Genomic DNA, 23,307 nt, shown 5'->3' on the forward strand with positions numbered 1-23,307 from the left:
ACGCTAAGGGAGGCTGGGTTGATGGGGTTGGATTTGGGTGATGAAAACAGCCCTCCCTATCCCTTCGAGAATGTGATAAATCAAGGCCCCCATCCCAACGCAAAACATCTCAAGGACGACCATGAAGTACGATGATGCAAGCTGGCACTATGGCGGAGACTTTCCCGCAGGCCAACCACAGGAGCACGGCGGCACACACATAGCGCTGTTCTTGAGATGGTGTTTTGTCAAAGGCTGGGCTGGCGACCTTCACGTAGAGGAAGAGCCTGAAGCCGTCGTCCAAGTGATCAGCGGCGAACTCTCCGCCACCGAGTTTCTCTTCAGGTACTGCGATGGCAAATTTACGGAGGAGGATTTGAACGACGCTGGGAATGAGATCGCGGGGCAGTATTACGGAAGCAATGGCCTCTACCTTCAAGACTACGCCGACCACTTTGGCAATTTGATGTATGTAGCCCCTGAATCCGCGCACGATTTTGAGGAATTTTCCACGATACTGGATGCTCGAGTTAACAGTGGCGTGCTGATTAAAGCAGAGGTCTAACCACGCTTCGGCGCCGTAAACGGATGAAGTCCAATGTGGGACTTCTGCAAGTTGCTGGTCATTTCGTTGCGCGACGGTTGTGACTTGATGGATGTGATCGGCCGGCGCTTGCGGGCGCAGGTTAAAGAGTAAACAAAACGGGCGCCGTGTTGGCGCCCGTTTTTTTGTGCCCGTGATCGTCGTAGCATTGCGGGTCTTGCCTCTCCCCTACTTCTGTCGAGTTACCGATGACCATGGATGAATTTCATCAAGGAAGCTGTCTCTGCGGCGCAGTCACATATGAGGTTTCGGCGCCGCTGAAAGCCGTTTCGCATTGCCATTGCGGCAAGTGCCGAAAGGCTCACGGCGCCGCGTTCGCGACTTATGCCAGCGCCCCGAGGTCGGCGGTTTCGATTTCGAGTAGCGTCGAGGCGCTCAAGCGTTTTCAATCGTCGCCCGGCATCACGCGGCAGTTCTGTTCTAACTGCGGGACCTCGCTGTTTTGGTCTGATGCCAACGGCGCGTATGCGGATTGGATTTCGATTGCAGTTGGCACACTTGATACGCCGTTTCGTGCGGCGAAGCAGCGGCATACGTGTGTGTCGGAGAAGGCGTCGTGGTTCGAGATTGAGGATCGGTGGCCGCAGGAGCAGTGATGGTTTTCGGTCAGTGTGATTAATCTGCGATGAAAGAAAACGGGCACCGCGATGGTGCCCGTTTTTTATTGTGCGTTGCTCTTACCAACTACCGTAAGGGATGCCGTACTGATCGATGTAGCGCTTAGCCTTCTCACTTACGGGATAGGCGTACCGGCCTTCATTCTTGCCTTGGTCGGGTCCTAAGGGCTCAATCTCCGCCAAACCTTTGGCAACCTTCACGGGTTGGTTACACGAGTCCCTGACCCAAACTTGCACAACTCCGCCAGGAGCCAGACCTAGATAAACAGAGGCCATAAACCTGGGTTCTTTTTCAGGAGTTGTGGAGCACCGCTCGCTGGTAGAAGAGGTCATGATCTGACGAGCCTTCTCCGGTATGTCCACCCATGCCCGGTAGGTTTTCTGCTCCACAATCGATTGCCACCGTACAAATATCCGAATGGGCAAATCCGCACCTACGACGGTTTTTCCGCTACCACCGACTCCCGTCCAGCCACGAGCCGACTCTTTCCCGTCTTCAGGTTCGCCACCCGCCGCCCGCCCGCCACCCGTTTTAAAAAACACTTTGCCAGTAATGTCCTGCACAGAGCTGTCTTCAACCCAGACCTTCATGTAGTCAGGCTCGGCAAAAGCGAGCTCCCACGCTTTTGACTGGGTATCACTTGGTGCGGAAAGCGAGTAGGCAGACTGACAGCCTGTAATGAGCAACGCGCCCAGAAGCGATATCCATATTTTCATTACCAAAGCGTCCAGTCGGGTACATGAGGGTGTTTTACGCGGACACCGTCCTGCGTAGGTGCGTTGATGTAAACAGCCTTCAAACCGCTGCCATCCTGTCGACCCAGGGGATGATTCCAGTTCGCCGACGTGTGAATGTACTTCAGTCTCAGCACCTGTTCTTCTTGAGGCGTAGTGCTGTAGTCGCCGGCGACGAATCTGTCGCTCATAGCTTGAAGTTCCTGCGGGACCGCCAGCCCGGAAGTATCGGGGATATCGTCAAACTGAACTCCTTTCTCCTTTGCCAATTTGTGCATCAGATGCAAGTAGACCCTCGACAGTTTTCCGCTTATAGGGCGTTTGAGCTGCAATGCCGCATAAACTCGCTTCATGGGAGGACTGAACCGGTCTTGCTGATCCTTTATCTGAATCGCTGGAGGCGTGACGATCTCTAAAAACTCTGCGGGCCACCCCTTGGCTAACCATTGGCTTCTGACCTTAACGGCATCGCGGTAGATCGAGGTAGTCACTACATCCGTATGGATCGACACTTCCAACGCTTGCATTGGGCTGATCAGTACACACTCCTGAGCTTCATCGAGATAACCGCCACCAATATCAGAGTGCACACCTGGCAAGGTAATCTCAGGGAAATCCGGCTTGATGCTACTGAGAGCAAAGTTGCCTCGGCATTCGTCGCGGGCGGCTAACTGCACGACGTCGTCGAAAAACCTTCGATCCAGATAGAGCTTTATCCCCGTAGCGACGGAGCTCTTTATATTGCCCAAATTCGACCATCCGGCAATCGATGGCACCGTATCAAACAAACCTATAAAGCCCATGTTGATGCCGCTTTTGTACTGGGCGATGAAGTTTGAACTGAAAGCTTCTGAACTCCCGCGCAACACATTCCCTAAAGGGCCTTGTGGACCGCGTACGACTTCATTGGCAAAGTGGCGAGCCGCCGCCGCACCTCGGCTGAACCCGAAAGTATCGAAGGTCAATGATGTGATTTCGCAGCCGGGATGGTTCGCGAGCACGTCATCAATACGTTGTTGTATTTGAGCGAATGAAAGCTGCACACGCCCGGCGACGCCCGTATCACCCCTGCCGGTACCCTGCCCGACCAAGTTGTCTTTTTCGCCCGCCAGAGTGCCGATACCCTCCATGTAGATCATGCGAGATGCGCGTTTTTGTGGGCCCTCGCCTTCAGCCTTTTGCGGTGCGTAATACAGGTCACTCAGCTTTTTTATATTGCTGACGTCATTGCCATAACTACTGTCAGGATCAGCCATAAACGGCTTGCAACTGGGGTCAATGTCCGACGCAGCTATGGGGTTGTGCGCACCACACAACAACCCAGCAGCCGTATTATTCGCGTTGTTGCCAGTGCCATCGAAGAACACGCCAATTCTCAGCGCGATGCTGATTTTTTCTTTTTGAGGAGCCGGCGCCTTACCGTGTTTCTCATATTCCGCCCAGCGTCGGGCATGGATATCGACAGGTTTGGCCTCGTCGTATCGGTAGTCTTTTGGGGGGTTGGGGACGTAGCCACTCATTCCTTGATTTCCTGCTCCTGGGTGCAACGGGCGTCGAGGGTGCCACCGCGGGTCATTTCAGGCAACGCGTAGCCAGATGCCATCACTCAAACCATAGGCGCTTCATTCCGACCATTACAAACGTCGATAGTTACCATCACGTCAATGAAGTTCTCATAAAAAATCCGCGGCGTAACATCCGCTCCATACCCAACTAACAACACCCGGAGCACACGATCATGAAACGCCAAATCCTTCTCAGCATCGCTTTCTCGGTTTTCGCAGTTAACGCTTTCGCCGCTTCCTCTGCTCACCAGGCTGTCGCTGAAGGCGGCTCGGATCGACTGATTGAAAGCCGCGTGGCTGAAGGTGGTTCGGATCGTTTGATCGAGAACCGCGTTGCCGAAGGTGGCTCGGATCGTCTGAACCAGAACCGCGTTGCTGAAGGTGGCTCCGACCGTCTGAACCAGAACCGCGTTGCCGAAGGTGGCTCGGATCGTCTGAACCAGAATCGCGTTGCCGAAGGTGGCTCGGATCGTCTGAACCAGAACCGCGTTGCCGAAGGTGGTTCCGACCGTCTGAACCAGAACCGCGTTGCCGAAGGTGGTTCCGACCGTCTGAACCAAAACCGCATCGCATGAATGAAGAGTTCTAAAGCAGCCCGCCAAGAAAAAGCCCGGCCTAATCAGCCGGGCTTTTTCGCGTTTGGAGTTGCTGCATCTATACCGTGACCCAGTTCAAACGCTGGTCTTATCGGCACTCGCCTCTGCAGCCTCGACCAGAGCGTCAAACGCATCAACGTCCAACGGACGACTCAGAAAATAACCCTGCCCTTCATCGCAAGACACCGCTTTAAGCATCTTCAAGTGTTCTGCTGTTTCAATGCCTTCCGCTGTAACAGTGAGGGATAAAGCGCGTCCGAGGCCGACAATGGCGTGGATGATCGCGTTGTCGTCGGCACTTTCTTCCAGTCGATTCAAAAAGCTGCGGTCTATCTTCAAGCCGTCGAACGGAAACGTGCGCAAGTAACTCAGCGAGGAATAGCCTGTTCCAAAATCGTCCATGCAAATACGTACGCCGAGGCGCTTGAGGTTTTTCATGACTTCCAATGCACCTGCGGCATCGTCCAGCATCACACTTTCGGTAATTTCCAACTCGACACGCGCCGGGTCGATTCCGCTGTTGTGAAGGGTCTTCTGGATCCGTTCGAACAAGTTGCCGGTCTTGAATTCGATCGGCGAAAGATTGACTGAGACGAAAAGATTTTGCGGCCACTGCGCGGCTTGACTGCAAGCGGTGTTCAGCACCCAGTTGCTTAAAGCGAGGATCAGTCCGGATTCTTCGGCAATCGGGATGAACGTGTCAGGAGATATCAAGCCGCGTTCGGGATGCTGCCACCGCACTAGCGCCTCAGCACCAACCATGCGTCCATCGGCGATGGGATAACGTGGCTGGAAATACAGCCGCAGTTCATTGTTCTTGATGGCGAAGCGCAAATCGCTTTCCAGACGCCGGCGCTCGATGATCCTGACGTTCATATCGCCGGCATAGTAGCGCCAGGTATTACGCCCGGCGGCCTTGGCTTCATACAGCGCAATATCGGCATAACGCAGTAACTCGGCGGCTTCAAGTGCATCGGTTGGCGCCATCGCAATGCCAATACTGGCGCTGACGAACACTTCCTGTTCATCCAGCGCTATTGGCCGCTCAATGGAATCAATCAATCGGCGGCAGAGCGCTTCAACTTCTACCGAGGAGTTCATGTCGGTCAGGATCAGTACAAACTCATCGCCGCCGATCCGTGCCACCAAGTCCCCCTCGCGTACGCAATCTGCCAAGCGGCTGGAAACTTCATTAAGTACCAGGTCGCCGGCCGCGTGCCCGAGTAAATCGTTGACCGGTTTGAATCGATCAAGATCCAGGCTGAGCATCACCAACGGTTGCTCAACTGTCGGCAACGCCTTGAGTTTGCCGTCAAGAAACTCCTGCAGCCGTGTTCTATTAGGTAGCCCGGTCAGCGCGTCATGTTGTGAAAGAAATTCAATCCGTCGGCGCGCTTCTACTTCCTCGGTAACATCCGTCGCCGTACCGCGAAATCCTTCACCGGACATCTCCCGAGCGGACAGGCGCGTAATGCGTTCCCGTCCTTTTATATCGACGTAACGGCATTGAACGCTGATATCCGGGCGACGATTGGGAATGCTCAGCCATTGCGACAAAGTGCCTAACTCAGTGCTCAACAGATCGTCTATTGATGCGCCGGTCCAGGCGGTTCTGGAAAGTCCGGTGACTGCTTCGAATCGCTCGGACAAGAAGGTCAGGCGCCAATCAGCATCTATTTCCCAGACCCAGTCCGAACTGGCTTCAACCACATCCCGAAAACGCGCTTCACTGGTAGCCAACGCCTGTTGGCTGCTTTGCAGCGAGGCGTAACTGGCGTCGAGCACCAGCGCCCCGGCGGTTGTGCGACGCAAAATGGCCCATGTCATCAAACACACTAACAGCGCGGCAATACCGATCAACGGCAAGCCTATTCCCAACAATCGCAGGCCAGGCCTGGATGAAGTCCAGTAGAGGCTGCCAATTGCGGCGTTATCGCTTAAGGGAACAGCAAACGCTGCACTCATTTCATCGGGCGTCGCGACATGTAAGCGCGTCACTCCGAAGTCATTTCCCATCAACTCGAGCTTGGCGCTGTTCAGCAAGTTGACGAAGATCAACACCGACGCGGGCCGATCATCAGCCACGGCTGTTGGGTCAGTGCCCGGTGTTATGGCCGCCGCGGCGACAAGCGCCGGCGCGCCATTAACATTGATAAACGCAGTTGTCGGTGTTTCCGTTTCTGCACCTGCGCGCGCTTTATCGACTATCGCGGTAATCGACTGACCGAGCCATTGCGATACTTCAACCGCTTTCAACTCTCCCTTGACCACCGAATACACCGTGCGATTGGTGTCGTTGACCACGAACAGGCCTTGAAAGCCAAAATCGGAATAGATAGTTGGCCCGATATTTTGTTGAACGAAGGCCCAATCGACGTCTACTTCAACGTGCAAGTGCCTGTAGGCATCGCCCCAGAACGCATAATCCCTGACAGTCGAAAGCATCGACTTTTCCAGCGACTGCATTGCCTTCTTCGCATAAAACGCACTTTCAACTTCTTCCGTGCGATCCAGGTCATTTGCCAGATACACCAGTGAAATGCTGGCAAGCACAAACACCCCTGCCAGCAGCGCGACGAACTTGAACAAAGAAGCGCGGGCCAGCGACAGGCTTGAGCGATCAGTGAGGCGATTGGCAATTGAGGCGAGATTGGTCGGCATAGATTCCCGCAGTCGTCGAGGCGAGTTGTTGTATCTGAAGTTATCGGCCGGGTTTGCAGAATTATGAGTTTTTTGACCTAACGGACAAGTGGTCGCGAAAAATCATGCTGAAACGCTTCAGCCGAGGCGCAAGCTGCCGATACATCACATCGCTCCGAACATACGTCACGTCACGCCTTCCTTTAAAACGAGCTCCCTCATGAACCCTCTGAACCTTTTCACCAAGGCCCGCGCCCATGCCCAAGGCACCGCGAGCGTGTCTTGCAGCGCTGGCGAACTCGACAATGCCTTGGCCGCGCTGCGCATTGCGCCGGTGTTGGTCACCGGGTTTGTCTCACCGCATCTGGACATTGACCAAGTCGCCGCCAAGTTGAAACGGCGTTTTGCCAACTGTGCGATTAGCCTGTGCACGACGTCGGGGGAGTTGAGCAATGGCGCGAGTTCGTTGTATTGCGCGACCGGCGAGCGTTGGGATCGGCTGGTGTTGCAGTTGTTCGACGCCAGTGTGATTGCCTCGGCTGAAGTAGTGATGGTGCCGCTGGAGTGCGAGGACATTCGCGGCGGTGGGCCGCGCATGGCGATGCGCGAGCGGATTGCGAAACTGGTGAACAACATTAAACACGCTCAGGTGCGCACACCGATTGATCATCGCGACACCTTGGCTTACGTGGTTTTCGACGGCCTGTCGGCGTCCGAATCGTTCTTTATGGAAGCGCTTTATGAGTCGGGGCGTTTCCCTTGTCTGTTCGTCGGCGGATCGGCGGGTGGCAAGTCCGACTTCAAGCAAACGCTGATCCACGACGGCCAGCGCAGCTACCAGAATCACGCGCAGATTGTGTTCCTGAAAACCGCAGCGGATGTGCGTTTCGGCGTGTTCAAAAGTCAGAATTTCCAACCGGCCGGGCTGAGTTTCAGCGTGCTGACGGCGTCGGTGGAAGATCGCACCATCGACCAGGTGATCGACAGTCGCGGCAATATCAAAAGCATGGTCCAGGCACTGTGCGACGCCTTCGAGTGCAGCGCTCAGGCACTGGAAAAGAAGCTGGCCGATTACTCGTTTGCGATCCGCGTGGGCGAAGAATTGTTTGTGCGCTCGATTGCGCGCATCGACTATCAACAGCAAATCGTTCAGTTGTTTTGCGACGTCGCGCCCGGCGAAGAAATGGTCATGGTCAAGCGCACGCCATTGCGCGAAGCCACGCGCTCCGATTACCAGAAATTCCTGCGCGGCAAAGGGGGTCAGCCGCTGGCGGCGATTCTCAACGACTGCATCCTGCGCCGACTGAATAACGGCAGCGATCTGGCGAGCATGACCGGGATTTTCGGTGATGTGCCGCTGGCCGGGTTTTCGACGTTCGGCGAGATTCTGGGGTTGAACCTGAACCAGACGCTAACCGCGATCTTCTTCTTTCGCGTGGCCAAGGGCGCGACGTTTGCCGATGAATACGTCGACAATTTCATCGCGCACTATGGCGAATTCAAAGCGTTTTTCCTGCGCCGACAGATCAAGAAACTCGCCGGTTTGAACCACGTCGTGGTCAAGCAAATCATGGCGTTCAAGGAACAGGACTTCAGCAGCGCGTTGGAAACTCGTGGCCTCGACAGCACGATTCTGCCTGTGTTTGACGGCCTTGCGGACTTGGGTCAGGTGTTGGCCCAGGCCCGTGCGCAGCAAGAGCAGATGTCGACGCAAATCAAGCATTACTCGGGCGAGTTGCACCATTCGATGGATGACTTGGCCGGCACTATCGACCGGCAGAACACGGTGGCTACGCAGGCCGGGACCACGGTTGAGCACTTGGCCACACAAGCAGGTGAAGCGGTGGTCGGCGCCCGCGCGTTGGCCGGTTCGAGCCTGCGAATTCAGTCGATTGTGCAAGTGATCCAGCAGATCGCCGGGCAGACCAATTTGCTCGCGCTCAACGCCGCAATTGAAGCGGCGCGGGCCGGCGAGATGGGCCGAGGCTTCGCCGTGGTGGCGGACGAAGTGCGCAAACTGGCGGAAATCACCCGCAAGAATGCGGCGGAGATTGGTGTCGATATTGATTTGCTGTCGGGCGAGATCCAGCTGGTGGCGCAGCAAATCGAGGACCAATCCGTCGCGGTCGAGGCCTTGCGCGAAATGCTCGACGTGCTGGAAGAGTCAAGCCGCACCACCGAAGGCACGGCGCAACGGACCAAATCCATCGCCGACACCTTGACCGGGCTGACCCACGCGACGTTTTGACCCATAACACAACCTTTTGTAGCAGCTGGCGAAGCCTGCGTCCGGCTGCGAAGCAGTCGTAAACCCTCAACGCGTAGTCTTTCTGAAACACCGCGTTTGCTGATTTTACGACTGCTGCGCAGCCGGACGCAGGCTGCGCCAGCTGCTACAGGTTTGTCAGTGGGTTTTTTCGGGTTGCCCGAACTGTTGAACCTGGACGCATTTGCGCCGCTGAATCCAATAGCCCAACAGCGCCATCGGCACGGTCGCGAGCATCACTACCACGGCGATTTCCAGCGGCCGCTCGATCCACGTCGACACCAGCAGGCTCGCGGCAAAGCACAGGCCTAGTTGCAACGCGTTCTGTAATGCCGCCGCTTTGCCGGAGTTTTCCGAGAATGGCGTCAGAGCATTCGTCACGATGATCGGGAAACTGGCGCCGTTGACTAGGCCCATCAGGCAAAACGGGATCAGCAAGGTGGTCAATGTCGGCGTGGTCAGCGTCGCGACCAGGTACAGCGCGATCAGGCTGACGCAGTACGCGAGGATCAGCCACGGCAACATCAGGTTACCGCTGATGCGTTGCAGCAGGCTGCGGCAACTGAAGCCACCGATGAGGAAACCCAAGGTCGGCAAGGCGTAGCTCAGGCCGATGTCGTTGGGGCTGTAACCCATGCCGCCGAGGATGAACGGTGACGCGGTCAGCCAAGCGAAAAACGCCGCCGAGCTGGCTGCGTAGATCAATACGTTGCCGCTGAACGCCGGTGATTTGAGGATTTGTCCGAAGCTGATGCGTGAACGTTCGCCGTTGGCTGTCAGACGTTTCGGCGTGGCTTTGAGCAGCGCGGTGGGCAACAGCAAACCGACGCTGATGCACAGCAACACGGTGAAAATCGCCTGCCAGCCAAAGTGATTAAGCAGCAAAGCACCGAGCAACGGCGCGAGCGCGGGTGACAGTGACATCAGCGGAATAATCGCGGCGAACAGGCGATTGGCCTGATGTGGCGGGTAGCGGTCGATCACCAGCGCTTGCCAACTGACCGCCGCCGAACACACGCCGATCGCCTGAATGAAGCGCAGTGTCCACAGTTGCACCGCGGTTTCGACCCAGAACATGCCGAGGCAACCGACGGCGAACAGGCTCAGGCCCATCAACAGCACCGGTTTGCGCCCGATGCGGTCGGACATCGGCCCCCACAACAGTTGGCCGACGGCGAAACCGGCGAGGAAAATGCTCAGGCTGGCGCCCACCGCGCCGGCGGATAAATGCAGGTCGCTGCCGATCACGCCGAACGCCGGCAGGTACATGTCCATGCCCAAATAGCCGAGCATGCTCAGCCCAATCAAGTAACAGGTGAAACCAAACGAGTTTTTCATCAATGCCCTAACTGAATCTTCAATCAAATAATTTGTTAGCAGCGTGTCATTATCGGCAATGAGCTTTTACTGTGAAGCGATAATAATTGGACGTTTCTATCAATATTTTTGAAGGCAAGTGAATGTGGTCTGAATATTCCCTCGATGTGGTTGATGCCGTGGCCCGGCACGGCAGCTTCAGCGCGGCGGCGCAGGAGTTGCATCGCGTGCCGTCGGCGGTCAGTTACACGGTGCGCCAACTCGAACAATGGCTGGCGGTGCCGCTGTTTGTGCGGCGTCATCGCGATGTTGAGCTGACGCCTGCCGGCAAATTGTTTATCGAGCAGTCACGCGGTGTGATGAAAGCCATGCTCGACACCCGTCGCCGCTGTCAGCAAGTGGCCAATGGCTGGAGCGGTCAGCTGCGCGTGGCGGTGGATGCCATCGTTAAACAGCAGCGCTGCCGGCAATTGGTGCTGGATTTTTATAAACAGTTTCCCGACGTCGAGTTGCTGCTCGACTACGAAGTGTTTAACGGCGTATGGGATGCCCTCGCCGACGAGCGCACCGACATTGTCATCGGCGCCACCAGCGCGGTGCCGGTAGCGAGTCATTACAGCTTCCGCGACATGGGCCTGTTGAATTGGCTGTGTGTCGCCAGCGCCCGCCATCCGCTGGCGGCGCTAAACGGTCCGTTAAATGACGATCAACTGCGCCCCTACCCCGCGCTGTGCATGAACGACACTTCTCGCCAGCTGCCCAAACGCGATACCTGGGCGTTGGACAATCAACGACGACTGGTCGCGCCGAACTGGGCCTCGGCGCTGGATTGTCTGGGTGAAGGTTTGTGCGTTGGCATGGCGCCGGCGCACTTGGTGATGCCGTTGATCGAGCAAGGTCAACTGGTCGCGCTCAATCTGGAGCGGCCGTTCGCCGCCAGCCCGTCGTGCGTGGCGTGGAACCAGAACAAGCATTCGCCGGCGATGGCCTGGTTGCTCGATTACCTGGGGGACGCCGAGACGATGAATCAGGAATGGTTAAACGGCGAGCGCGCTAATACGTAAAGCTCCCTTTACATCGTTTAAGCCTTCGGCGAGTATGTAAAGCACCTTTTACATCAGGACGATGAAATGAAACGCTACTACACCGAATTGGGCGCGGCACTGACGATCTACGTGATTATGCTGATCGGCTCGATAATGCTGCTGCAACACCTGGGAAACGCCGGCATGCCGTTGCGCATTGTTATTACGCTGATGCCGGTATTGCCGGCGGGCCTGATGTGCTGGGCGATCGTGCGCAATCTTCGGCAGATGGATGAAATGCACTTGCGCATCCAACTTGAAGCGCTCGGTTTCGCTTTTGCAGCTTCCGCGTTGCTGACCTTCAGTTATGGCTTTCTGGAGAATGTCGGGTTTCCGCATCTGTCGTGGACACTGGTGTGGCCGGTAATGGGTTTGATGTGGATCATCGGCTTGCAAGTTGCCAGACGTCGTTATCAATGAAAAACCAACTCAAGGAACTGCGCGCCGCACGCAAGTGGTCGCAAGTTGATCTGGCGGCGCTGTTGAACGTCTCTCGGCAGACGATCAATGCGATTGAAAACGGTCGCTACGATCCGAGCCTGCCGCTGGCGTTTCAGATTGCGCGGGTTTTTCAATTGCCGATTGAAAGCATCTTTGATGATGAGGCACTTTGATTGAAACCAGGCTTCTCAATCACCGTCGGCAGAATCGGATAGCTGCGGGGGCAGGACTTGCCCGCGATGGGCGGTAATGCGCTGAGCCTGATGCTTCGCGGCGCCGGCTTCGCGAGCAAGCTTTGCTCCTACAAGATCAAAAACAGTTGTGTGCCTGCCAGAAATTCTGTGGCGAGGGGGCTTGCCCCCGTTCGGCTGCGCAGCAGTCGCAAAACCAGCGCTCGCGGTACACCTGACACACCCCGATCACAGGTTTTGGGTTTGGCGTGGCTGCGATGTGTTTTCTAGCGCTTGTCCGGCGCAACGATCGGTGCGTGTTGCGCCATCAATTCCGCGATCCAGTCAATGAACACTCGCACCTTGAGGCTGATGTGCCGGTTCGGCGGAAATGCCACGTACAACGGCATCGAATCCAGCCGCCAATCCCCAAACAATCGCACCAGCTCGCCGCTTTCTTCGTGCGCCTTGGACATGTAATCCGGCAACCAGAAAACCCCCATCCCGGCCAGGCCCGCTGCCAGGTAGGCGTTGCCGTCATCCACCGCCAGCACGTAGCGCCCGGTAATCTGCAACTGCTCCGTGGCGCTGCGCATCGCGTACGGCAACGCCCGGCCAGTGCGGGCCCAGAGGAAACCAATCACCCGATGTTCGGAATCTTCCAGTTCTCGTGGATGCAGCGGCGTGCCGAGCCGGGCCAGATAACTCGGCGCGGCGAATACGCCGAGTTGCAGGTCGCCGACTCGCCTCGCCATCAAGGACTGATCGATAAGCTCGCCGCCGCGCACCACGCAATCGACGTTCTCGCCGATGATATCGACGATGCGGTCGCTGACGCCCATGTCGATCTGGATGTCCGGGTAACGCGCGTGAAACGCTGGCAATGCCGGCATCAGAATCATCCGCGCCAACGGGCTCGGCACGTCCACGCGCAATCGCCCCCGGGGCAATACGGCGGCGCTCGACAGGCTGGTTTCGGCGTCGTCCATGTCAGCCAGCAGGCGCAGAACCCGTTCGTAAAACACCGCGCCGTCGGCAGTCACGTTGACCTTGCGCGTGGTGCGGTTGAGCAGTTTGACCCGTAGCCGCGCCTCCAATTGCTGCACCAGTTGCGTCACGCTGGTTTTGCTCATGTGCAGCGTCTCGGCAGCCTTGGTGAAACTGCCGGTTTCCACCACTCGCGCAAAGGCCTGCATCGCGTCAAAACGGTCCATATCGCCTCGGATTGTTTGGGATTGGCAAACAGTGATGGCTAAGGTTGCCGGTTTATCGGGTCGACGCAAGTGCCTAGAGTCAGTTCATCGTTAACCCCGGGTCGGACCTGACCCTGATGCACTTCTGGAGGCACCGTTATTACACCGCGCGATGTAGTTTTCCCCGCTGGACGCCAGGCGCTTTACGACATCAATCGTTACTCGCCAGCGATCAAATCCAATGGCTTTTTATTCGTCTCTGGCCAAGTCGGCAGCCGCGAGGACGGCTCGCCGGAACCGGACCTGCAAACCCAAGTGCGGCGCGCGTTCACCAACCTCAATGCAATCCTCGAAGCCGCCGGTTGCACGTTCGACGACGTGATCGACGTCACGGGATTTATCGTCGATCCGGCGAAAAACTTCGAAGCAGTCTGGGCCGTGGTGCCGGAGTTCTGGGGCAACGCGCCGCACCCGACACTGACCTGCATCGGCGTGACATGGCTGTATGGCTTCGACTTCGAGATCAAGGTCATCGCCAAATTGCCGGAAACCGCCTGACCCGCAGGCAAAACCCACGGCGAGGGAGCCTGCTCCCCCGCCCAATCGGCCGCAGGCGGCTTTCATAATTCTTCTCGAACCTTTTAAAACGCGCCCCCGTCCTAGCTCTATCAACTTGCCGATAAAGCCTGCCGGAGTGGCCGATGCTCATTCATCCGAAAAAACATTTTCACCCCTACACCCACGCGAGCGGCGGCTGGGGTTCGGCGCAATCGGTGATGAAAATCCTCTGGCGCGAACAGGCGTTTGCCAAAGGTTCGGTGGCGTTGCTGAAACAGAACAAACCGGATGGTTTTGCCTGTGTCAGTTGCGCCTGGGCCAAGCCCGGCCGGCCGCACGCGCTGGAGTTTTGCGAGAACGGCGCCAAAGCCACTGCATGGGAGCTGACGTCGCTGAAAACCGACCCGGCGTTCTTCACCCGGCACACCCTCACCGAACTGCGGCAATGGCCCGATTACGATTTGGAGCAGCACGGGCGGCTGACTCATCCGCTGCGTTACGACGCGGCCAGCGACCGTTATCAGGAAACATCCTGGGACGAGGCTTATCGCGAGATCGGCGCGCAGTTGCAGACGATGCAGCCCGACAGCGTGGTGTTTTACGTCTCGGGGCGCGCCTCGCTGGAAACCTCGTTCATGTACCAGTTGTTCGCCCGCGCCTACGGCACCAACAACCTGCCCGACAGCTCGAACATGTGCCACGAAAGCACTTCGGTGGGTTTGCAGGAAAGCATCGGCGTGCCGGTCGGCACGGTGACGCTGGATGATTTCGAGCACACCGATTGCCTGTTTTTCTTCGGCCAGAACGTCGGCAGCAACGCGCCGCGCATGCTTCATCAATTGCAGGACGTGCGCAAACGCGATGTGCCGATCATCACCTTCAACCCTTTGCGCGAGCGCGGTCTGGAGCGCTTCGTCAATCCGCAGTCCCCCATCGAGATGCTCACGCCAGCATCGACCCTCATCAGCACCCAATACCACCAAGTGGCGATTGGCGGCGACACCGCAGCGCTGATCGGCCTGGCCAAGGTGTTGCTGGACATGGAGGATCGCGCGCCGTCGACCATTCTCGATCACGCCTTTATCGCCGAACACACCCAGGGTTTCGACGCCTTCGCGAGCATGGTTCGCGGCTGTCACTGGCAACAGATCGAACGCCAATCCGGCCTGAGCCGCGGCGCGCTGGAAGCGGCGGCGACGGTGTACGCGCAGAGCGAACGGGTGATGTTTATTTACGGCATGGGCATGACCCAGCACCGGCATGGCGTGCAGAACGTGCAAATGCTGGTGAACCTGCTGCTGATGCGCGGTAATTTCGGCAAACCGGGCGCCGGGATTTGCCCGGTGCGCGGGCATTCCAATGTGCAAGGTCAACGCACGGTGGGCATTACCGAAGACCCGAAAAAAGTCCCGGTCGAGTTGATTGAGCAGCAATTCGGTTTCAAGGTGCCGGAGCAAATGGGCTTATGCACGGTGGATGCCTGCGAAGGCATTCTTGCCGGGCAAGTGCGCGGTTTTATCGGTCTGGGCGGTAATTTCCTGCGGGCGATTCCCGACACCTCGCGCATGGAGCCGGCGTGGCAATCGCTTGAACTGAACGTGCAGATCGCCACCAAACTCAATCGTACGCACTTGGTCCCCGCGCAGAATCAATGGTTGCTGCCGTGCCTGGGTCGCATCGAAATTGACCGGCAAAACGGCGTCGCGCAAACCTGGGCCACCGAGGACAGCACCGGTTGCATCCACGGCTGGCACGGCAGCGCCGAACCAGTCAGCCCGCACGTACGCGCGGAGGCGAGCATCATCGCCGGCCTGGCCACGGCCGCCCTGCCCTCCGCCAGTTCCATCGACTGGCTGGGCTGGAGCAGCGACTATTCACGTGTGCGCTCGGCCATCGCCAAAACCTACCCGCAAATCTTCCACGACATGGAAACGCGCATGGCCGAACCCGGCGGTTTCCATCGGCCCATTGCGGTGGCCAAACGCGAATGGCTGACCGAGAGCGGCAAGGCGCAATTCGTCACGCCGGGCACGCTGAACGAAGATGACGACGTCAGCCCCGGCGACATCCCGCGCGATGTCCTGCAACTGATGACGCTGCGCAGCAACGATCAATTCAACACGACCATTTATGGTTATGAAGACCGTTTCCGTGGGATCAGCGGCACGCGTGAAGTGATTTTCATGCACTGCAATGACATCGCGCGGCTGGGCTTCAAGGTTGGCCAACGGGTGTTGCTGACCACGGCGATCGAGCCCGAAGTGAAGCGTCAGGTCGGGCCGTTGGAGATCGTCGCGTATGACATTCCCGAGGGCTGCGCGGCGGCGTATTACCCCGAATGCAATCCGCTGGTGCCGCTGTGGCACCACGCCGAACGCAGCAAAGTCCCCGCGGCGAAATCCGTGCCGATCCGCCTGAGCCCGGCATCCACCCAACCCCTGTAGGAGCGAGGCTTGCCCGCGAAAGCGTTTTACCGGCAACAATGATGTTGACTGACACGGCGCCTTCGCGGGCAAGCCTCGCTCCTACACGGTGCAGTTGCTTGCGGCTGAGGGCATCCCGGCCTATGGTCGTAGGCAGATTTGCCAGGCAGTGATCAGCAGCGTTTTGCTATCAATGGCTGGCCATCCAGTGCAAATCCACAGGAGGTGAAGACATGCCAAACAACACCCGCCCCGCCGTGCTCGAACTGATCGGCAACACGCCGCTGGTGCGCGTCAGCCGCTTTGATACCGGGCCGTGCACGCTGTTTCTCAAACTCGAATCGCAGAACCCCGGCGGTTCGATCAAGGACCGCATCGGCCTGGCGATGATCGACGCCGCCGAGCGCGACGGCCGCCTCAAACCCGGCGGCACCATTGTTGAAGCCACCGCCGGCAACACCGGTTTGGGTCTGGCGCTGGTCGGGCGCGCCAAGGGTTATCGGGTGGTATTGGTGGTACCGGACAAGATGTCCACCGAGAAGGTCTTGCACCTCAAAGCCATGGGCGCCGAAGTGCACATCACCCGCTCTGATGTCGGCAAGGGCCATCCCGAGTATTACCAGGACGTCGCCGCGCGTTTGGCCAAGGACATTCCCGACGCGTTTTTCGCCGACCAATTCAATAACCCGGCGAACCCGCTGGCCCACGAATGCAGCACCGCGCCGGAAATCTGGGCGCAAACCCAGCATGACCTCGACGCGATTGTGGTCGGCGTCGGTTCGGCCGGCACGTTGACCGGCCTGACCCGTTTCTTCAAGCGCGTACAACCGAATCTGCAAATGGTCCTCGCCGACCCCATCGGCTCGGTGATGGCCGAATACAGCCGCACCGGCACCCTCGGCACGCCCGGTTCGTGGGCGGTTGAAGGCATCGGCGAAGACTTTATTCCGTCGATTGCCGACCTCTCCAGCGTGCGCCACGCCTACTCGATCAGCGACGAAGAAAGCTTCGATCACGCGCGCCAATTGCTCCGCGCCGAGGGCATTCTTGGCGGTTCATCGACTGGGACGTTGCTCGCCGCAGCCCTGCGCTATTGCCGCGAACAGACCGAGCCGAAGCGCGTGGTCACGTTCGTCTGCGACACCGGCACGCGCTATCTGTCGAAGGTCTACAACGACCAATGGATGAACGATCAGGGCCTGCTCAAATACAAACATTACGGCGATTTGCGCGACTTGATCGCGCGGCGTTTCGAGGACGGCCGGGTAATCAGCGTCGGCCCGGATGACACCTTGCTCACGGCGTTCCAGCGCATGCGCCTGGCGGACGTTTCGCAACTGCCGGTGCTGGTCGACGGGCAGCAACTGGTCGGGGTGATCGATGAATCGGATATCCTCCTCGGCATGCAGGAAGACGCCTCGCACTTTCGCATGACCGTCGCCAGCGCCATGACCGACAAGTTGCAAACCTTGCCGCCGAGCGCCAGTCTGGCGCAACTGCAAGCCGAACTTGATCGCGGACTGGTGGCGATCATTGCCGACGCGGCGGGCTTCCACGGTTTGATTACGCGCGTCGATTTGCTCAACCATTTACGGAGATCCCTTACATGAGTCAACACGATGAAACCGGCGCGCCACGCGCTTTCGCCACTCGGGTGATCCACGCGGGCCAGGTTCCGGACCCGTCGACCGGGGCGCTGATGCCGCCGATCTACGCTAACTCGACGTACCTGCAATCGAGCCCCGGCGTGCACAAAGGCCTCGATTACGGGCGCTCGCACAACCCGACGCGCTTTGCTTTGGAGCGCTGCGTCGCCGACCTTGAGGGCGGCACCCAGGCGTTCGCGTTCGCTTCCGGGCTGGCAGCGATTTCCACCGTGCTCGAACTGCTCGATGCCGGTTCGCACATCGTTTCCGGCAATGACTTGTACGGCGGCACTTTCCGTCTGTTCGACAAAGTGCGCCAACGCAGCGCCGGGCACAGTTTCAGCTACGTTGACCTGACCGACCTGTCGGCATTCGAAGCCTCGCTGCAGGACGACACGCGGATGGTCTGGGTCGAAACCCCGAGCAACCCGCTGTTGAGCCTGACCGATCTGGCCGCCATCGCCCGCGTCTGCCGCGCCCGGGGCATTATCTGCGTCGCCGACAACACCTTCGCCAGCCCGTGGATTCAGCGGCCGCTGGAGTTGGGTTTCGACATCGTCGTGCACTCGACCACCAAATACCTGAATGGCCACTCTGATGTGATCGGCGGCATCGCTGTCGTCGGCAACAACCCGGACCTGGCTGAACGCCTGGGCTTTTTGCAGAATTCGGTCGGCGCGATTTCCGGTCCGTTTGACGCCTTCCTGACCTTGCGCGGCGTGAAAACGTTGGCACTGCGCATGGAGCGCCACTGCAGCAACGCCCTGGAGCTGGCGCAATGGCTGGAGTCTCAGCCGCAGGTGTCGCGAGTCTATTACCCAGGGTTGCCGTCGCATCCGCAGCATGAGTTGGCCAAGCGGCAAATGCGCGGGTTTGGCGGGATGATTTCGGTGGATCTGAACACTGACCTGGCCGGTTCGAAACGCTTTCTGGAGAACGTAAAGATTTTCGCGCTGGCGGAAAGTCTGGGCGGCGTTGAGAGTTTGATCGAGCACCCGGCGATCATGACCCACGCAAGTATTCCGGCGGAAACCCGGGCGCAGTTGGGCATTGGTGACGGTTTGGTGCGCCTGTCGGTGGGCGTCGAAGACGTGGAAGATCTGCGCGCAGATCTGGCGCAGGCGCTGGCGACGATTTAAGCAAAAGTGAAATAGACAAGCCCCACCACAATACCTTGTAGCAGCTGGCGGAGCCTGCGTTCGGCTGCGCAGCAGTCGCGAAACCAGTCACTGTGGTGTGTCAGAAAGAACTCGCGCAAAACAAATGGCGACTGCTGCGCAGCCGAACGCAGGCTTCGCCAGCTGCTACATGGGATTCGTGTTGGCTGGGAGAATGGTTTGTCAGTAGGTGAAAAGGGGGACAGTGATCTGTCCCCTTTTTTTGCCTTTATGAAGTACCCAGCCCTTGCGATAAATCCGCCGGATTACCCGGATTACCTGGATTCACCCGAGGCTCCGTTTGCGGTTTCGCTTCGGGATCGGTGTGTTCGGTGGTCCTGGTCACCGTATCGCGCACCGCTTCAAACCCCTCCTGCGCCTGATGTTTGACCTTATCGGCCAAGTCCGCGCTGGTCTTGCCCAGATAACGACGCTCAACCGTAGTCGATGGCAACGCCGCGCCCAGCAGCGCGCCAAACGCGATGCCTGCGGCCGCGACCATCAGCGGTTGTTCCTGCAGCAGGTTGGTCAATTGTTGCCCCACCACCTGCGAATTGCGCCGCAGTTTTTCGCCGGCATCGTGCGCGGCATGGCTGAAGTTTTCGCTGGCAGCGCCGAGGCGATCACCCGTGCTGGCGGCCTTGTCCTTCAACGATTGATAACCGTCCTTCAGCGAATCGCCTGCCTGATGCAGTCGGTCGCGCGCGCCATCAATGCCGTCCGCCAAACCGTCGGCCCATTCGCTGGCAGTGTTTTGATCCGGCCCGACGCGATAACCCGGCCGTGCGGTTGGCGGACGATTCTGGCTGACCATCAGCCACAACAATCCCACCGAGGTCAGCACCGCCGGCACCGGATTATTGCGCACGCTGGTGCCCAGATTGGTCAGGAACGTGGTGCCGTTGCTTTGCATCATGCCCAACGCCTGATCGAACATCTGCCCCGGCGTGAACTTGCTTTCCAGCGCGTCGACGATATGGCCAATGCTTGCCCGTTGCGCGTCGATTTCGCGCTCGATGGTTTCCGGGCTCTTGCCTGCTTCAGCTTCAAATTCGCGGTTCATGACACTCTCCTGCGCAGCGCTTCCTGGTCTTTATTCAAGGCATCCAACGTGCGATCCGGCTTGAAATGGGACGGCTCGAATTGCTTTTTGCCCGACTGCAACATGGTGAAGCCAATGATCATCACCACCACGCCGACAATCAGCGCAGCCAGCCATGGCGCCATGAACATGCTCAGCCCGTACACCGCCGACATCAGCAAAATGATCAAACCGGCAAGCAACACAATCGCGCCGCCAGCGACCGCCGCCACGCCAGCCTTGAGCGTGGTGAGGCTGGCTTGAAATTCAGCCTTGGCCAACGCCAGTTCCTTGGAAAACAGCACCGGCACTTCGTGGGACAACTGTCGCAACAACCCGACAATCGAAGCGTCCTGTTCCGCCGCTGGCAGCGGTCTTGAACCCGGCAATTCGGTATCTTGCTTGTTCATCACAGTTCTCCTCGATTGGCTGGCGAGATCGGTGGCTGGGCTGTCGCGAAGTCCGACGGATGTTCGTACTCGCTCGGTGCTGCGGGCGTGCCGCCGGTGGCCAGACCGGGGTTTGGTTCGGCGCGCGAAGGCACGGACGTTTCGTAAGGGCGCTGGGCGCCGAAACCCGCTGTGGGCGGCACGGAATGCCCGGCAGCCGGATCCTTTTCACTGGTCGTCGTCGCCGCTGCGCTGGTGCCTGCTTTGAGGAAACGCGACAAACCGAAGCCCAGCGCAATGCTGCCGGCGACAAACAATGCCGGGTTATTTCGCGCCAGTTCGGCGCCGTCGTGCAGCAGTTGTTCGGCGCTCTTGCCGCGCAGATTTTTCGCCAGGCCGCTCATCGACTCGGCGACATCCGCGAGGTAATCGGACATGCCTAATGCGTCCTTGTCTTCCATGCCGGAAACGAAGGATTTCGCCCCTTGGGCCAAGGCCTCGATCTGCTCCGCAGCACTGTCGCGGTATTGCCCGAATTGCGCATCCGCCTGTTGCCGGGCGTTGCCGAGCACCTCGGTGACATCCTCTTTCAAGTGATCAAATTGCTGTTCAGGCTTTGCATTGCCCTGACCCTCGGCCTGCGTCCCAGCCCTGTTATCTGAAGTATTCATGGCTACCCTCGCCTTGCGATTTAACAAGCGTTTTCGGGTCTGCCACGAATCAGCCGCAGCTGCCCTTATTGATGATGACGAAGCGCCGTTGCCGGGAGTTCCAAGAAAATGATGAGCGACACAACAAGTCGGACGCATGACCCTTCACGGCTGGCGAAATTGGTCACGGAGGACCGCTAGTCCCAGTTGTCGGCAACTGGCTTGAACTTCCAATCGCCAATGCTCCTCTCCCACTTACCATCCAGAAATCAGCAATGAAGGGAGCAGGACATCATGAGAGCACTCACCTACCACGGTGCGAACGACGTCAAAGTTGACACTGTTCCCGACCCGGTAATCGTCGACAGCGATGACATCATTCTGCGAGTCACGGCGACGGCGATCTGCGGATCGGACTTGCACCTCTACCGCGGAAAAATCCCCACGGTGGAACACGGCGATATCTTCGGCCACGAGTTCATGGGCATCGTCGAGGAAGCGGGTTCCGCGGTGACCGCCGTGCAACCCGGCGACCGCGTGGTGATCCCGTTCGTGATTGCCTGTGGCAGTTGTTTCTTCTGCGAAATGGACTTGTTCGCCGCCTGTGAAACCACCAACACCGGGCGCGGCGCGATCATCAATAAAAAGTCGATTCCGTCCGGCGCCGCGCTGTTTGGTTTCAGCCATATGTACGGCGGGATTCCCGGCGGCCAGGCTGAATACGTGCGCGTGCCGAAAGCCAATACCGGGCCGTTCAAAGTGCCGGGGACGTTATCGGACGAGAAGGTTTTGTTTCTCTCGGACATCTTGCCAACGGCCTATCAAGCGGTGACCAACGCCGGTATCGGCAGCGGCTCCAGCGTGGCGATTTTCGGCGCCGGGCCTGTGGGATTGTTGAGTGCCGCGTGCGCGCGGATGCTCGGCGCCGAGCAGATTTTCATGGTCGATCACCACCCGTATCGCCTGGCGTACGCGCAGAGAACCTACGGGGTGATCCCGATCAATTTTGATGAAGACAATGACCCTGCCGACACGATTATTCGCCAGACCAAAGGCATGCGCGGTGTCGACGGCGTGGTGGACGCGGTGGGTTTCGAAGCCAAGGGCAGCACCACTGAAACGGTGCTCGCGACGCTGAAGCTTGAGGGTGGCAGCGGCAAGGCGTTGCGTCAGTGCATTGCTGCCGTGCGGCGTGGCGGGACCGTGAGTGTGCCGGGGGTTTATTCCGGGTTTATCCACGGGTTCATGTTTGGCGATGCGTTCGATAAGGGCCTGACGTTCAAAATGGGCCAGACGCACGTGCAGCGATTCTTGCCGGAATTGCTTGAACACATCGAGACCGGACGACTCGCGCCGGAGGTCATCATCAGCCACCGGATGTCGCTGGAACAGGCGGCTGAAGGCTACAAGATGTTCGACAAGAAAGAGGACGAGTGCCGCAAAGTCATCCTCACGCCGGGGGATGCGGCGATTGCCTTGCCGGACAGCGATGGTCCGTTTGGGGCGCTGGCGTCCTGATAACGCCAAACCGTAGGAGCGAGGCTTGCCCGCGAAGCTTTTGGCGTATTTGAAGACACCTTCGCGGGCAAGCCTCGCTCCTACAGGGGGTGGGTGCCGTTCACAGATTTCGTGCACAACACCGACCCATGTGGGAGCGAGCCTGCTCGCGATCAGGCCATCACAGCCAACCTCAATTCAGAGATCCGTAATTTCCTTGTGACGCGGCACCAGCGTTTTCATCACGCTCCACGCCACCAGGTACGCCACGGCGCAGATCGCGAACATGATCATGTAGCCGGTATGAATGTCGTTGATCGACTTGTAATAGTCGAACACCCAGCCACCGATCTTGGTCATCACCACACCGCCCAAACCACCGGCCATGCCGCCGATGCCGACGACCGAAGCCACGGTTTTCTGCGGGAACATGTCGGACACGGTGGTGAAGATGTTGCACGACCACGCCTGGTGCGCCGAGGCGCCGATACCGATCAACAACACCGGAATCCAGAAGCTGATATAGCCCAACGGCTGCGCCAGCAACACCACCAACGGGAACAGCGCGATCACCAGCATGGCTTTCATGCGGCCGTCATACGGTTTGTCGCCGCGTGACATGAAGTAGCTCGGGAACCAGCCACCGCCAATACTGCCGACCATGGTCATGCTGTACAGCACGGCCAACGGGATAACGA

The 23,307-nt window shown here is 58.4% G+C and carries 20 protein-coding genes and 2 pseudogenes; 13 read left to right on the top strand and 9 right to left on the bottom strand.

All coding sequences use genetic code 11. The features are described from left to right. Nucleotides 1-121: 121 nt before the first annotated feature. Nucleotides 122-544: a hypothetical protein gene (locus tag BI292_RS26970; RefSeq protein WP_101209794.1), complete on the top strand. Its 423-nt coding sequence runs from the start codon at nt 122-124 to the stop codon at nt 542-544. Nucleotides 545-777: 233 nt separating this feature from the next. After that, on the top strand, nt 778-1,179 hold the full coding sequence (locus BI292_RS26975) for a GFA family protein (RefSeq protein ID WP_101209809.1): 402 nt from the start codon (nt 778-780) through the stop codon (nt 1,177-1,179). An 81-nt stretch (nt 1,180-1,260) separates the two neighbouring features. Here the strand turns inward: BI292_RS26975 and BI292_RS26980 are convergent, their stop codons facing one another. Both BI292_RS26980 and BI292_RS26985 read right to left on the bottom strand, forming a co-directional pair. Next, a complete protein-coding gene (locus BI292_RS26980) occupies nt 1,261-1,917 on the bottom strand; it encodes a DUF2931 family protein (protein WP_101209795.1) in 657 nt (218 codons plus the stop codon). Beyond that, entirely contained in the window at nt 1,917-3,455 is a 1,539-nt protein-coding gene (locus BI292_RS26985) for a DUF2235 domain-containing protein (RefSeq protein ID WP_101209796.1), read from the bottom strand. The genes BI292_RS26980 and BI292_RS26985 overlap by 1 nt, the downstream gene beginning before the upstream one ends. A 218-nt stretch (nt 3,456-3,673) precedes the next feature. Here BI292_RS26985 and BI292_RS26990 point away from each other — a divergent pair, with 218 nt between their 5' ends. After that, nucleotides 3,674-4,075, top strand: coding sequence for a hypothetical protein (locus BI292_RS26990; protein WP_101209797.1), 402 nt, complete (start codon nt 3,674-3,676; stop codon nt 4,073-4,075). A 96-nt stretch (nt 4,076-4,171) separates the two neighbouring features. Here the strand turns inward: BI292_RS26990 and BI292_RS26995 are convergent, their stop codons facing one another. Beyond that, complete coding sequence (locus BI292_RS26995; RefSeq protein WP_101209798.1) at nt 4,172-6,757, bottom strand: EAL domain-containing protein; 2,586 nt, start codon at nt 6,755-6,757, stop codon at nt 4,172-4,174. Between the two features lie 199 nt (nt 6,758-6,956). Between BI292_RS26995 and BI292_RS29560 the strand changes: the two are divergent. Together BI292_RS29560 and BI292_RS29565 are read left to right on the top strand one after the other, a co-directional pair. Beyond that, a pseudogene (locus BI292_RS29560) lies at nt 6,957-8,111 on the top strand (FIST signal transduction protein); the annotation flags it as partial. Between the two features lie 372 nt (nt 8,112-8,483). Continuing rightward, entirely contained in the window at nt 8,484-8,984 is a 501-nt protein-coding gene (locus tag BI292_RS29565) for a methyl-accepting chemotaxis protein (protein ID WP_231987152.1), read from the top strand. 156 nt (nt 8,985-9,140) lie between these two features. On the opposite strand, the gene punC is transcribed toward BI292_RS29565, so the two are convergent. Beyond that, a complete protein-coding gene (gene punC / locus BI292_RS27005; protein ID WP_101209800.1) occupies nt 9,141-10,340 on the bottom strand; it encodes a purine nucleoside transporter PunC in 1,200 nt (399 codons plus the stop codon). 122 nt (nt 10,341-10,462) lie between these two features. On the opposite strand from punC, the gene punR reads away from it, so the two are divergent. From punR to BI292_RS27020, 3 genes are all read left to right on the top strand, one after another. Beyond that, nucleotides 10,463-11,383 (top strand): DNA-binding transcriptional activator PunR, encoded by a 921-nt coding sequence (gene punR, locus BI292_RS27010; protein WP_101209801.1) that lies wholly within the window; start codon nt 10,463-10,465, stop codon nt 11,381-11,383. A 66-nt stretch (nt 11,384-11,449) separates the two neighbouring features. Further along, entirely contained in the window at nt 11,450-11,824 is a 375-nt protein-coding gene (locus tag BI292_RS27015) for a hypothetical protein (RefSeq protein WP_101209802.1), read from the top strand. Continuing rightward, nucleotides 11,821-12,018, top strand: coding sequence for a helix-turn-helix transcriptional regulator (locus tag BI292_RS27020; protein ID WP_092269824.1), 198 nt, complete (start codon nt 11,821-11,823; stop codon nt 12,016-12,018). Before BI292_RS27015 ends, BI292_RS27020 begins: the two co-directional genes overlap by 4 nt. 284 nt (nt 12,019-12,302) lie before the next feature. On the opposite strand, the gene BI292_RS27025 is transcribed toward BI292_RS27020, so the two are convergent. Beyond that, entirely contained in the window at nt 12,303-13,229 is a 927-nt protein-coding gene (locus BI292_RS27025) for a LysR family transcriptional regulator (RefSeq protein WP_101209803.1), read from the bottom strand. Between the two features lie 138 nt (nt 13,230-13,367). On the opposite strand from BI292_RS27025, the gene BI292_RS27030 reads away from it, so the two are divergent. The 4 genes from BI292_RS27030 (at nt 13,368) to BI292_RS27045 (ending at nt 18,974) form a co-directional block, all read left to right on the top strand. Next, complete coding sequence (locus tag BI292_RS27030; protein ID WP_092269830.1) at nt 13,368-13,766, top strand: RidA family protein; 399 nt, start codon at nt 13,368-13,370, stop codon at nt 13,764-13,766. 143 nt (nt 13,767-13,909) lie between these two features. After that, complete coding sequence (locus BI292_RS27035) at nt 13,910-16,210, top strand: FdhF/YdeP family oxidoreductase (protein WP_101209804.1); 2,301 nt, start codon at nt 13,910-13,912, stop codon at nt 16,208-16,210. Between the two features lie 212 nt (nt 16,211-16,422). Continuing rightward, the gene (locus BI292_RS27040) at nt 16,423-17,799 is read left to right on the top strand and encodes a cystathionine beta-synthase (RefSeq protein WP_101209805.1); all 1,377 of its coding nucleotides are present in this window, start codon (nt 16,423-16,425) and stop codon (nt 17,797-17,799) included. Continuing rightward, nucleotides 17,796-18,974: a cystathionine gamma-synthase gene (locus BI292_RS27045; protein WP_092269840.1), complete on the top strand. Its 1,179-nt coding sequence runs from the start codon at nt 17,796-17,798 to the stop codon at nt 18,972-18,974. Before BI292_RS27040 ends, BI292_RS27045 begins: the two co-directional genes overlap by 4 nt. 247 nt (nt 18,975-19,221) lie before the next feature. Here BI292_RS27045 and BI292_RS27050 read toward each other — a convergent pair whose 3' ends face one another. Genes BI292_RS27050 through BI292_RS27060 form a run of 3 tightly spaced genes read right to left on the bottom strand, consistent with a single transcriptional unit; the run spans nt 19,222 to nt 21,133 of the window. Further along, nucleotides 19,222-20,055, bottom strand: a complete 834-nt coding sequence (locus BI292_RS27050) for a DUF3618 domain-containing protein (protein WP_101209806.1) — start codon at nt 20,053-20,055, stop codon at nt 19,222-19,224. After that, entirely contained in the window at nt 20,052-20,483 is a 432-nt protein-coding gene (locus BI292_RS27055; protein WP_092269845.1) for a phage holin family protein, read from the bottom strand. Before BI292_RS27055 ends, BI292_RS27050 begins: the two co-directional genes overlap by 4 nt. Next, nucleotides 20,483-21,133 (bottom strand): hypothetical protein, encoded by a 651-nt coding sequence (locus BI292_RS27060; RefSeq protein WP_101209807.1) that lies wholly within the window; start codon nt 21,131-21,133, stop codon nt 20,483-20,485. Before BI292_RS27060 ends, BI292_RS27055 begins: the two co-directional genes overlap by 1 nt. Before the next feature lie 273 nt (nt 21,134-21,406). Between BI292_RS27060 and BI292_RS27065 the strand changes: the two genes are divergently transcribed. Beyond that, entirely contained in the window at nt 21,407-22,630 is a 1,224-nt protein-coding gene (locus BI292_RS27065) for a zinc-dependent alcohol dehydrogenase (RefSeq protein WP_101209808.1), read from the top strand. Nucleotides 22,631-22,807: 177 nt separating this feature from the next. On the opposite strand, the pseudogene BI292_RS27070 reads toward BI292_RS27065, so the two are convergent. Continuing rightward, nucleotides 22,808-23,307: pseudogene (locus BI292_RS27070) on the bottom strand (MFS transporter); the annotation flags it as partial.

This window comes from Pseudomonas sp. 43NM1, from assembly GCF_002836905.1.
Taxonomy (GTDB): Bacteria; Pseudomonadota; Gammaproteobacteria; order Pseudomonadales; family Pseudomonadaceae; genus Aquipseudomonas; species Aquipseudomonas prosekii.